This is a genomic window from Sphaerochaeta sp. (genome assembly GCF_050256055.1).
Taxonomy (GTDB): Bacteria; Spirochaetota; Spirochaetia; order Sphaerochaetales; family Sphaerochaetaceae; genus Sphaerochaeta.
The window spans coordinates 1-12,681 of sequence record NZ_JBFWIJ010000043.1 but is presented as its reverse complement, the minus strand read 5'-3'; the positions used below and the strand labels follow the sequence as shown (position 1 = coordinate 12,681).

The 12,681-nt window shown below is 51.4% G+C and carries 11 protein-coding genes; 2 read left to right on the top strand and 9 right to left on the bottom strand.

What is annotated here, in order from left to right; genetic code table 11:
- Positions 1-7 precede the first annotated feature (7 nt).
- Positions 8-160, top strand: coding sequence for a phosphoribosylglycinamide synthetase C domain-containing protein (locus AB7C91_RS13130; RefSeq protein ID WP_428592163.1), 153 nt, complete (start codon positions 8-10; stop codon positions 158-160).
- 84 nt (positions 161-244) lie between these two features.
- Entirely contained in the window at positions 245-2,161 is a 1,917-nt protein-coding gene (locus tag AB7C91_RS13125) for an EAL domain-containing protein (protein ID WP_428592160.1), read from the top strand.
- Positions 2,162-2,557: 396 nt separating this feature from the next.
- Here AB7C91_RS13125 and AB7C91_RS13120 read toward each other — a convergent pair whose 3' ends face one another.
- The 9 genes from AB7C91_RS13120 to AB7C91_RS13080 form a co-directional block, all read right to left on the bottom strand.
- Positions 2,558-4,321 (bottom strand): hypothetical protein, encoded by a 1,764-nt coding sequence (locus AB7C91_RS13120; RefSeq protein WP_428592157.1) that lies wholly within the window; start codon positions 4,319-4,321, stop codon positions 2,558-2,560.
- Positions 4,322-4,425: 104 nt separating this feature from the next.
- Positions 4,426-4,908 (bottom strand): DUF6672 family protein, encoded by a 483-nt coding sequence (locus AB7C91_RS13115; protein ID WP_332447654.1) that lies wholly within the window; start codon positions 4,906-4,908, stop codon positions 4,426-4,428.
- A complete protein-coding gene (locus tag AB7C91_RS13110) occupies positions 4,905-6,020 on the bottom strand; it encodes an ABC transporter permease (protein WP_332447653.1) in 1,116 nt (371 codons plus the stop codon). The genes AB7C91_RS13115 and AB7C91_RS13110 overlap by 4 nt, the downstream gene beginning before the upstream one ends.
- A complete protein-coding gene (locus tag AB7C91_RS13105; protein WP_332447652.1) occupies positions 6,017-7,078 on the bottom strand; it encodes an ABC transporter permease subunit in 1,062 nt (353 codons plus the stop codon). Before AB7C91_RS13105 ends, AB7C91_RS13110 begins: the two co-directional genes overlap by 4 nt.
- Positions 7,075-8,709, bottom strand: coding sequence for a sugar ABC transporter ATP-binding protein (locus AB7C91_RS13100; protein WP_332447651.1), 1,635 nt, complete (start codon positions 8,707-8,709; stop codon positions 7,075-7,077). Before AB7C91_RS13100 ends, AB7C91_RS13105 begins: the two co-directional genes overlap by 4 nt.
- A gap of 130 nt (positions 8,710-8,839) precedes the next feature.
- Entirely contained in the window at positions 8,840-10,066 is a 1,227-nt protein-coding gene (locus AB7C91_RS13095) for a DUF3798 domain-containing protein (protein WP_332447650.1), read from the bottom strand.
- A 177-nt stretch (positions 10,067-10,243) separates the two neighbouring features.
- Positions 10,244-10,999: a 23S rRNA (guanosine(2251)-2'-O)-methyltransferase RlmB gene (gene rlmB, locus AB7C91_RS13090; protein ID WP_332447649.1), complete on the bottom strand. Its 756-nt coding sequence runs from the start codon at positions 10,997-10,999 to the stop codon at positions 10,244-10,246.
- Positions 11,000-11,046: 47 nt separating this feature from the next.
- The gene (gene dnaJ / locus AB7C91_RS13085) at positions 11,047-12,186 is read right to left on the bottom strand and encodes a molecular chaperone DnaJ (protein ID WP_332447648.1); all 1,140 of its coding nucleotides are present in this window, start codon (positions 12,184-12,186) and stop codon (positions 11,047-11,049) included.
- Between the two features lie 99 nt (positions 12,187-12,285).
- The coding region (locus AB7C91_RS13080; RefSeq protein WP_428592149.1) for an Hsp70 family protein at positions 12,286-12,681 on the bottom strand (396 nt) is incomplete at its 5' end.

Here is a 12,681-nt window from a genome sequence, read left to right as displayed (position 1 = left end):
GGGTTCATTGGTAACCACAGGCGGACGTTGCGTCACCGTGGTGGGAGTCGGGTACAATATCATGAACGCCAACAAGAACGCCTACAAAGGTGTGGGCCATGTACAATTTGAAGGCGCTTGGTACCGCAAGGACATCGGTGATCGTTTTTTTGAGAATTGATTGATTGTCTACAACCGTTTATATTCGTCCCATGGATATACATCCTGGGACGTTTCATTTTCTGCATAGGAGGGCGCACCTACCATGGAACTCATGGTGACCGAGCTTTTTTCGCTGATAGTCATGGCGTCCCTCTTGTTCAGTCGAAGGGCATTGCAGGCAAAGCTTCCGACCCCCGTTGAAAAGCACATGAAATGGGTGGTTTACACCTATGTACTCTATTTGGTCCTTGCCTTGTTGAGCCATGTACATATCCTTGGGTTCATCACCTACACTCCAGGACTTGCACGCACCCTGATCATCCTGCATTCAATTTCCGTACCGGTATTCGCCTTGGTTTGGATGACCGCATTCGAACGTGAGTTGCTCAGTGCAAAGTATGCATCGCTTAGCGCTACTGTGCAGACAGGTTTCCTGGTCATCTACATTACGGCATCGCTTCTGGACATTCTCCTGGGCAGCCGTTTGTTCATATTTTCGGGGAGTTTGTTGGTGACCGGGGGCTATGGGCTTCCGATCATGTTCCGCCTCAGTTTGTTCTACACCGTCTTCGCCTTGGCTGTGATCCTCGCGCATTGGCGCGTCGTCGACAGTTCATCGCGTCTGATCATGCTGCTTTCCACCCTGTTTCTGATGCTCTCTCTGATCATGTTCCAGATTTTTCGGCAACCCTACATGTTCGCACTCAGTTGTACGTTCATGTTGCTGTTGCGGTATCTGTCCTGGCAGCGCAAGGAGCTGATGCTCGACACCTTGACGCGAATCCCAAACAACCAAGCATTCCAGGAGGATCTCAATCGCAAGGTCAACACCAATACGCCGTACTCCATCTTGATGGTGGATATGGAAAATTTCCGTCTCATCAATGACCGCTACGGATATGGCATCGGCGATGAGATACTCAGGCGCTTCGCCGCCTTCTGTAGCACCTCGTTCACCGAAGCAAAGACCTACCGGATCGTCGGCAATCGATTCGCGCTGATATTTCCCTTGCAAGCCCATTACCAGTTGGTCCGCATCGTCAAGGCCCTTGTCACCGAGACAGCCAGGGGATGGATGGTGCACGACCAGATGATCCGAAGCCACCTCAACATTGCCATCGTCGAGTTGCCGCTTCAGGCGAATACCTCAGAAGAGGTCATGGAATCACTGGACTTCACGCTTTTGGCCATCAAGGAAAAGCGGCGCCAATCGGTCATCATCTTCAACCAGAAGCTGATGCATGTACGCAAGCGAAAATTGGATGTTCTTTCGGCCATCAGAGCTGCAATCCTTGATGAGTCAAAGATCCTGGTCTATTACCAACCGATCGTCGCCCTCAAGGAGAACCGTATCATCGGAGCCGAGGCCTTGATGCGGTTGCAGGATGATCGATTGGGCATCATATCACCTGCCGAATTCATCCCTGGCGCCGAGGAAGCCGGACTCATCTCCAAATTGACGGAAATCATTGTCCGAAAAGCATGTGTCTTCCTGGAAACCAACCCGCTTGCAGCCGCCCGGCTTTCCCATCTGTCGCTCAATATTTCCGCTGATGACCTGACTACCGTTGAAGCGGCACGAAAATTGGCTGAGATTTTCGAACAAACCCCCATCGATAAGACCATCATTCGATTGGAGGTCACCGAATCGGTGTTGCTATCCTCGCCAAAGGCAGTGAGTGTTTCCTGGAGTCTGCTCAGTGACCTGGGCCTGCGTTTCATGCTTGATGACTTCGGTACCGGGTATGCAAATCTGGAAACCTTGGTGCAGCTCCCCTTTGAGATCGTGAAGATAGACAGAAGTGTGGTATCAAACGGACAAAACAACTTCGAATTGCTTGCGCTGATCAGTGGGATGCTGGCACGACTCGGGAAACAGATTATTGCTGAAGGGGTGGAGACAGCACAGCAGTTGGAACAGGTTCGTGCACTGGGAATTCCCTATGTACAAGGGTATTACTTCTCAAAACCGGTTCCAGAAGAGCAATTTCTCCACATGATCACAGAAACAAACAAATGAGGCCCCGTACCCCAACGAAGCCTCATAGCCGGCCGTTCCCCGTCTCTCAAGACTGGCGGCCACCTCCCCAGGCAGCCGCCATCTGTTCGATTCCCCCACGCAAAGGGAACGGTCTGAAGAAATCGTCTCAGAACTCTCTCAGAAAGCACGCTTGCTAGAAGGAAACACAAAACATGGTCTTTCTGTACTTCCATCCTACTCTCTGTTTCGTGTTCCCGTCAATGAAATCCTGTGGATATGCTCCCTTAGTTTTCCCGATGTACTATGGCCATCAGCGTTCAAATTGCATCAAAGTCACCAACATGCAATCGTAATCATAGTTTTTATTTCCTGCTATATAAAATAGTTATGTTTTACATTAGATACAGGAACGGGAAACAATCCAAAGCATCTCATCTATATGCTGCAGGTCAGTCCGAACGTCAACTGTACATCACCAGCCGTCCGTGAACTGTGGTTCTGGTAATTGGCAATGGTGATGAAATCGACTTGCCCGAACAAGGAAAGCATGGATGAAAGTTGATACGAACCATGCACTCCCGCCACCAGCGTATGGGAAACAGCATCCCGTGTTGCATAGGTTGCATCATTATAGTTTCCGATACTCGAGGATCCATCATCGGTGGGTGTGGTTACGATCGGGGCCTTGGTACCACCGACTTCACTGTAGATGGTGAACATGTCGAATGTACCATGTGCCATATAGAACACATTTCCACTCACATTCCAATTCCCGTAGGAACGAAGCCCGGCATTCAGGTTGACCACCACGGCATCATTTCCATAGGGGTAGCCCAAGAACGAAGGGTTGTAATGCGTACCCATCTTATTGGTGAATTCCCGGATCACTCCGACATAGTTCAACCCATAGGAATCATGGACTGAAGAGGTAGGGCTCGAGTTGGTGGTATAACGCAGGTACAGATATGGATCAGTATACGCTCCCTCCAAGGAGCCGTAGCCCACCAGATGCTTGAGGGGCAACACCCCCTTGACGCCTGCAAGATATCCGAAAGTCACCGGGAAATTCGATACCGTTGCACTGGGAACCGGCTCTCCGGGAAGGGAAAACTCATCCACAACCATTTGACCGTACAGATTCAAGCCTTTGATGGGCGTGTAATCAAGCTCAAGGCCCAACAATGAGTTGGCATTACTCCGGATGTAATAATCATGGAAGATCATGGCAGGATTGAGAATGCGTAAATCCAGGAGGTTTTCCGAACTCTGGTACATGATGCTCTCGGTCAGGGTCAATCCCACTTTGTCCTCGAACATCCTCCATTCCAGACGATGGGCCATGAACAAATACAGTCCGTTGAGCAATTCGTCTTGTCCGTCACCAGTCAACGGGCTACTATCGCCATCCTCGTAATACGCAGAGGGATGGGGAAAGAAAGAGGTGACGAAGGTATATTTGAAGCGGTCCGAGAAAGTGGTGATGCGGGCCATGTTGTGGTACTTCAGATTATCGCTGAGCATTAGGTTCCCCGTTGTCCCTGCGCCCCAGCTCAGTCGGTCACGGCCAAGCTGGAACGTCCAGTGGCCACCGCCTGCGGCTACGAAAGCCCGATAGGGCATGTTGAAATCAAGGTCCATCAGCACCGCAGGAGGTACCACCGGTATGTTGGTGGAGAAGGCGGTACTCCCAAACCCATTCTCCAAGGTATAGGTGTTGCCCACCGTAAACTCAGAATAGCCGTAGAAGTTGTCACCCGGCCAGGTCTCCAGTCCAATCGAGAGCAAAGGTTTCTGATCATTCCAGGATCGGTTCCATTCTTGCCTTCCTACGAAGTTCGTAGTATCGGTATGGGTGTAGGTTTCCACCGTTGTGTCGAAATTCCAGGACATCCCAATGCCGTTGCCTTGGATCTTGGGTTGCAGTCCCAATTGGCCCGATACATAGTCATAGGTGGTCAGCAGTCCGCCATCAAGGCGACTGCGATCAATTTTCTCCAACATCAAGGCGAATTCTGACTGGCTGTAGGGGCCGGTGGTTGAAGGCAACGAAAGACCCTGGGAAATATACAGCACCTCAAGGGCAGAATACAGATCACTGTCCAAGCTGTAGATCTTCTGTTGATTTGCTGAAGCGACCACAGGAGAACTCACCAAGAAAGCTGCAAGCAGAACCAAAGCAAGCGTTCGAGAAACACGCATAGGAAAACACCCCTCTCCATTTGTTTTAGTAATCTGGGGATAAGTATACAATAAGGAGGTGCGTTTTGCACCTCCTTATATGTGTTCGTCTTGTAATTTAACCCCTAGATGGTGGTGATCAGACCGGCGAGATCGTCGGTTACCACCTGCTCATCAGCAGGAGCCAGCTGCGCAGCCGTAGGCGGTTCATAATTCTGCAACCAAACCGATTGATCGGACTGAGGATCGGCAACCAGAGCCGGGATGAGGATCATCACCATGTTCTGCATCAAGGGAATCTTGAAACTCCGAGTAATGGTATGTTCTTCCCAATTGGTATCGGTATAGGTAACCGTCACGCGGTGTTTCTGTGCAGTGACCAATGCCTGGTCACGATCTCGTGCGGCAAGCTCAAGTGAAGGTTCCTTGTTCACCTGCACTTCCACCAACTGCAATGCCTTCAGCTCCGCTCCCTGTACCGTCACAGTCTTGTTATCCAGCAGAACCGTATGCTGTCTGCCGATGAAGAACAGAAATACGGAGAATAGAAGGATCACCAGGATCGCAATCAGTCGAATCCAGAAGGTTCTGTTGATCTTCAGATTCATACGCCTGCCTCCTGTTCTGCTGCAAGCGCAAGGCCTGCAAGATTTTGGTCACGTTTCTTCCGCACCTCATACAGCACAAGAGAGATGGTGATGACCCCATACGATACGAAGACTCGGAAGTACTCGCCAAGCTGAGCCTGACCGATCAGGTTCTTGCCTGCCATCGGGGAGACGATGAACATCAAGTGGAACAGGATGACCCCCAAGAACACGTTACGGATATTGGCCTTGCTGACCGTCGCACCTCCTACCAGAAGAGCAGCGACACTGAACATACCAATCTGCATATGACTGTTGTAGGTGTTCAACGTTCCGATGTTCTGAAGGTAGATGATCATTCCGTAACCGGCAAAAACGGTGGAGATCACAATGGAGACGATGCGGGTGTGCTCTACCCTGATGCCTGCCGCACGTGCCACTTCCATATCCTGACCGACCGCACGCATATCCTGACCCAATTTGGTCTTTTTGAACCAGAGGACGAAGATGCACAATACAGCGATGACGGCGAAGGTGACCAATGGGATGGGGACACCGAACAGACGAATCATCAACAGATTATCCATCGATTTTCTGATACCGATCAAATTCACCGTATTACGGATGCCGTATCCTCGTGGGAGCACCAAGGCGTTGGAACGAATCGGGATGACCGCTCCCATTCCGTACAGGACGATGAGCTGATAGATACCATTCATGAAAAATCCGATGATATAGCTGGTTACCATCTCCCGACCCTTCGCCATGTTCAGGATCTTGCCGCACCACCAACCGAGCAAAATGGAGATCGGGGTTGAGATGATCATGGCAAGGATCATTCCGGGCATACCCACGATGCCCCAGTCGCTGATGAAGATCAGACCGATTTGTCCGGCCATGGCCCCAAGGGTCATGCCGAAGTTCAGCCCCATGCCTGCGAGAATCGGGATCAGGAGGCTGACGATTAAAAAGGAGTTACGGGCAATGCGTACAATTACTTCGCTGACCAAGTAGTTGGCTGAATATCCGCTGTAGGGAATCCCGAACGCACAGATGAACAGAAACAGAATGGGGACGGTATTGTTCCCCATGAAGCGGAGCACTTTCTGGGTGTTTGTCATTGTCAAGCTCATCGTACAGCCTCCGTTTTTCTGGTCAAGGCGTAGAGGATCATGCCATTGGAAACCACTATCCTGATTACCTCACTCATATCGGTATGAATCATCGAGTTCATGACCGAGGGAGTCATCGTTACAATTCCCTGGAAGAGAAAAGTTCCTACGATGACATTCAGAATCGATGCCTTGTTCACCGAGGCTCCACCGATCAAGATGGCTGATACTGCAGGCAAGGCCATATAGAAAGGTCCCATGTAGAGCTGGATAAATCCGAAGCTCTGCTGATACACCAGAATGCCGATTGCACCCAACCAGGTGGACATCACGACACTCAACGTCCGGATTCGGTCGACATCAATGCCGCTTGCCCGGGCGAATATCGGGTTCGATCCTACGGCGGTCATCGCAGTTCCTGTCTTGGTATGAAGGAATGCCCAGATGATGAAGGCGAAGAAGGCAAAGAAAATCAGCATGCCTGTGGGGATGACCAGATGTTCGCTGAGCCGGATAGACAGGAAGTCATTCAGTACATGCAAATAATACCCTTCGGTGGAAATGGTGGTGCGAAGGCCGGTACCACTGTAACCCCAGACCATCGTAGGGTTGCTGAACGGGAGCAGCAGCCACATGATACACATGAAGGCGACGCTGGAAAACCCGACATAGGTTGCGATCATCATTTCGCCACCCTTGACCCGGTTGAGCAGTTGTCCATATCCCCAGCCGAGAATCACGGCGAAGGGGGTGGCAAACAAAATGGCTAGGAAAAACGAGGCGGGACCGGGGATGTTTATCTGCAATGAAATGGTAGCCCCGAGCAATCCTGCAATGATTCCCAAAGGGAGCCCGAAATTCAATCCACATCCACTGTGAATCATCGGGACCATCGCCAAGACCATGACGGCATTCATACCGAACCGGTTGAGGGTATCGGATAGGCTGGTCCCTACATTCACCCCAACGAACGGAGCGAGGATGAACAAGATGAGAAGGAACACCCCGATGATGATTCGGGGAAGCCCGAACGATTTGATAAGACCACTGATCGTAGCAGTCACTTCTTGTATCTTCATACGCTTCCTCCTTCCTGTGCGCTGCTGTGTTGGCCTACCATCAAGAGACCAAACTCAGCACTATCGGTGGCAGCGGGAAGAACGCCAAATACCTTTCCGTCACTGATGATGGCAATTCGATCACAAATGGAACGAAGTTCCTCCAATTCACTGGAAATCATCACAATCGTCGTACCACTTTGCTCGTTGTATTTCCTCAATGCCTGAAGAACCAGGGACTTCGCCCCGATATCGATGCCTCGGGTAGGTTCGGAAACAAAAAGCAGCTTCGGGGCAACCGCAAAGGCTTTTGCGAGACACACCTTCTGCTGATTGCCTCCCGAAAGCTCCTTCGCCTTTTGCTTGGTACTGGTACAGCGTATCTCCAACTGTTTCACATACCCTTCCGTCTCTTCCTCAATCGCTTTCTGATCACGCCATTTGATGGCACCACCAAGATACTTCTTCAAGTATTTTTCCTGTACCTGCATTGCAGTAAAGGAGATGTTCCATTCCAAGCTTTCATCGAGCAACAACCCTACTCCCCGCCGGTCCTCGCTGACGAAGGCCATACCGGCGTCCAAGAAATGACGAGGATTGTTCAGGGCTATTTCATTTCCTTCAAAGGTTACCTTGCCACCTGCAGGGAACAAGCCCATTGCACCGTTGGGAATACCCAGTTTTCCTTGGCCTGCCATGCCTCCGATGCCCAGGATCTCCCCCTGATGCACATCCAGATTGACATCTCTGACCACCTCTCCCGGCATATCGACCCAGAGGTTCTTCAAACTCAGCAAGAGTGGAGTATGAGCATAGTCGAAGGCGCGGACCTGCCGCTGCGAAGTACTTACTTCACGGCCGACCATCCATCGGGCGATATCAGCAATGATGACTCCTTCAGAAGGAACGGTCTTGATGATCCTGCCGTCCCGCATGACCATGATCGTATCGCATACATCGATGATCTCCTGCAGGCGGTGGCTGATGAAGATGATGGCTATCCCGGCTTGACTGAGGAGCCGCATCGCCGACAGCAAACTTTCGGCTTCCTGTTCGGAGAGCACTGCGGTAGGTTCGTCCAATACCAACAGTTTGATGCCTTCCGCCACGTCGGTCGCTTCCTTGCTCAATTCACGGGCAATCTCGGTGAACTGCTTGTGCCCGACCGGCATTTGCGACACCAGCATGTCGGAATCAAGGGGGACGTTCAACCGAGCGATCGCCCGTTTTGAAATCTCCTCCATCTGATTCCGGTCAAGAATGTTCAGACGTTCCCCGAATAATTCAGAGAACACCGTATACTTCAAAGGCTCACGGTTGAGCAGGATGTTTTCAGTAGCAGTGAAATCGGGCAACAAGGAAAATTCCTGGTGCACCATGCCGATACCTGCAGCCAAGGCATCTATCGGGGAAGCAAATTGTACTTTCTGTCCCTTGATCAGGACGTCCCCACCATATCCACCGGTTTGGTGGATCTCATCCATTCCGAAGAGGATTTTCATCAACGTGGATTTACCGGCCCCGTTCTCTCCAACCAACCCAAGGATCTCGCCTGCACGCAGGGAGAAGTTGATGTCGTTGAGCACTTGGTTTCCGAAAAAATCCTTGCTGATGTGTTTCATCTCCAACAATGGCACATCGTTTTCATTCATCTGTTCTTTCCTTACAAACTTGGTTGTGGCTCTTGTCTCCAGAGAAACAACAGCCATAGCCACGTAGTGCATCTTTGCCAACAAAGGGGGAGAGTACCACTCTCCCCCTATAGGATGCAACCAGGGTCACCTATTTGATGGTAAAATACTTCTCGGGAACGACGACATCGGCATTGCCCATGAAGCCCTTGCCCATGATGTATGTATCCTGATAAATCAAGACATGGTTGCGAGCGCGAACGCCAGTGTTGACATCCGTATAGAAGGAACCATTCCATCTAGCACCCGGCGTATACTTGTTGTATGCCTTCATCAGATCGGAGAGCTTGAGCAGTTCGCTTTCGCCCTTGATGACATTGATGGCATGCTGGCCGAGGCCGGCAGTGGTGGTGTATCCATAGGAGTACGCCCAGGTTCCGAAACGACCGGCGCCACCCTTGGCGACGATGGAAGCTTCAACCTTCTTCAGGATTGCAGAGAAGTCACCAGCCTCAGCAGAGAGGTCGATGCCCAGAGCTCCAGGATATCCCATCAACGGGCTGGGAAGGTCGGCTTCGATGAAGTACCCACCATAAGCCAAAAGCTGCTTGAGCAACGGTTCGGTGTGGGCATCGTTCGTGCAGAAGAATGCAGCGTTCTTACCATACTGCTCGATCCAGGCCGGAACCTTCTCGAGAATGTATTGCTGGGCACCGGCGACACCAACGTCGGAGGTCGGATCAGGAGCGGTTTCCATGACAAACTTCATTCCGAGGTCTGCACAGGTAGCACGCATGATCGCAACACGGCGGCTCATGGTCTCATAGCTGAGGTGTCTGGGGAAGGAAATGTGTACAAATGTATCACAACCAAGTTCATGTGCGGTGCGGATGATCAGGTACCCACGGGCCACAAAGTCGTTGTTGACGGCAAGGTCGGCTGCGGATTGGATGACACCCGGGTCCTCATGAGCTTCACCTGCGATGGTGAGAATGTCAGGTCTCTTTTCCTTGATACGGCGGAAAGCCTCAGTGGTACCAGGAACAGCCTGGTTGACAATAATGGCCTTCATCTTCGGATCATCAGCAAGACCGCTGATCACACTGATGGTGGTTTCGGCTTCATCCATGAAGTTGTCAGGATAGGTAACATGCTGAATCATACCTCCATCAGCGACAGAACCATATTCCTGAATCAGGCGTTCTGCGCCCCGCAGGTCGTCTTCAGACTGAGAAACGGTACCGGTGACCACTCCAATGTGGAAGTCCGTACTTGCAGCTGCGGGTTTTGCGGCTGCCGGGGCTTCTTGTGCACCAGCTGCAAACAGGAATCCAGTTGCGAGCAGCATGCAAAGAACCAGAGCAAAGGTCTTTTTCATTTCTACTTCTCTCCTTACGTAGGAAAATTTTCCTCCTCTTCATGATACGGAAAAGAAAGGGAGAGCGCAAGAAAAGATTATTTTTTTATTCATTTGGCTGCAAACAGGATGCATAGATATAAAAAAGGGGTGCAGTCTCACACTACACCCTTATACAAAACACCTAAAATGTCCCAATCATGTTGCAGCTTGTTGGCGTCGTACCTCATAAAGCAGAATTCCTGCCGCCACCGATACGTTCAGGGAATCGATATGGCCTGACATCGGGATGGTGACGATGTGGTCGCACAAACGTTGGGTCAACTGCCCGATTCCCTTGCCTTCGTTGCCCATAACCAGAACGGTACGCTTGGGGAACTTGGTCTTGTAGATCACCTGTCCATCCATTGCCGCGCCATAGACCCAGAACCCCTGAGACTTGAGATATTCAATCTCACGATTCAAGTTGGTCACCGTCGCCATCGGAACATACTGGGCGGCACCCGAAGAAACTTTCACTACCGTGGTATTCGCCTGGGCGCTTCTCCGCTCAGGGATAACCACCAGGGAAACGGAAAATTGATCGGCTGAACGAAGAATGGCTCCCAGATTCTGCGGATCGGTTATCTCATCAAGCACCAATACCAAGGCTCCCTCGTCCTCGCCCAACGTGCTGCAGAATTCTTTCACCGATTGGTTGGGAATGCGCGCAGTCGCGCCTTTGGTCGGAACGACCAAATCAAGGACGGCACCGCGATGATCGGCTTGGTCGACCATCCTGTCCATTTCCACTTTGGCGATCTTCTTGACGATCACCTTGCCCGTCAACTGTGCCTGACGTTCCAAAGCCTGGGTGTGGCCACCCATGCCTCGACATAAATAGAGCACAGAACCCGCTGCCGCTCGTTTGAGGCCTTCTTCTATTGCATGAACGCCTATGATCTTCTCACCCATGTAGTACTCCTACGTAATCTTGCAGCAGGCTCTTCACCCAAATGCGCTCAGGATTCCTCAAACGGAACCGGATTTGGCTCGGTCTCTTCTCCGAGCGCTTCGGACAGTTCCTGCATCAACTTCTTTGCCTTCATTCCCAACCGTTTCGGGGTCTGGATCATCAGCTTGAGATACATATCGCCTCGGTCGGTGGAATTGAGTTTGGTTACACCCCGTTCCCTGACTCGAAGCATCTTCCCATGCTGAATACCAGCGGGAATGTTCACCTTGATTGACTGCCCATCAATGGTCGGAACCTGAATTTCCGCACCCAAAGCTGCCTGGGTAAAGGAGATGGGAATCTGGCAGAACAAGTCGTAATCCTGTCGGACAAAGAACTTGTGCGGTTTCACATTGATATAGACGTACAGATCCCCGGCAGGACCCCCATTAGGGCCCGCATCTCCCATACCTCGAAGGACCACCCGGCTCCCCGTGTCGACACCGGCAGGAATGGAGACCTTCACTTTCTGCTGCTTGCGCTTCAAGCCTGTTCCATGGCAGGAAGTGCAAGGGTTCTCGATCACATGACCGGAACCGTTGCAGGTCGGGCAAGTGCTGGCGATGGCAAAGAAACCACTGTTTCTTCTGACTTGTCCGCTCCCGTTGCAGGTCGGACAGACTCTCGTTCCCGATCCCCCCTGTGAACCGGATCCATGACATTCCTCACAGGCAATCTGATGGGAATAGGCAACTTCCACCTTCGTTCCAAAAACTGCATCCTTGAAATCTATATCCACATCATAGCGCAGCGAAGAACCGGCCTCAGGACCCCGTTGGCCACCTCGACCTTGGGAACGGCCTCCACCTCCAAAAAAGGAGCTGAAGATATCCTCAAACCCGCCTCCGCCAAAGCCACCACCGAAAATATCGCTGAAGTCACGATACACGTTGGAGTAGTCATGTCCGGCACCATTGGCACCATCGATACCCGCAAAGCCGTATTGATCGTACATTTTGCGTTTCTTTTCGTCACCCAGGACATCATAGGCTTCGGTCGCTTCCTTGAAGCGTTCCTCAGCCGCCTTATCCCCCGGATTCCGGTCAGGGTGGTTGGCAATCGCCAGCTTGCGGTATGCCTTCTTAATTTCCTCCAGTGTGGCAGTCTTACCTACTCCCAACACTTCATAATAATCACGTTTCGCCACAATGCGACTTCCTTAGAACAGATTGACCTCAGAAACAACATGTCGGCCGGAGCCGACATGATGTTTTGCCGTAACGCTATACTACCGAGTATCGACTCCTTAGTCTACGACTTCGAAATCGGCATCCTCTACCCCATCCTTTGCAGGCTTCTTGGAAGAAGTCTCAGAGGAAGATGTGCTTTCCGACTGGGAAGCAGAAGCATCGGCACCTTGTGCGGCACTCTGCTTGTATACTTCCTCAGCCAGCTTGTAGGAAGCTTGCTGCAAGGCCTCGTTCTTTGCCTTGATCTCCTCGGCGGATGCACTCTGGTTCTCCAGTACGTGCTTGAGGTCGGATATTGCACTTTCGATCGTGGCCTTATCCTCGCTGGTGATCTTGTCCCCGTATTCCTTCAAGGATTTCTCGGTGGAGTAGATCAAACTGTCAGCCTCGTTGCGGGCATCGATGCGGGCTCGTTCCATTTTGTCCTCTTCCGCATGGGCTTCCGCTTCTCG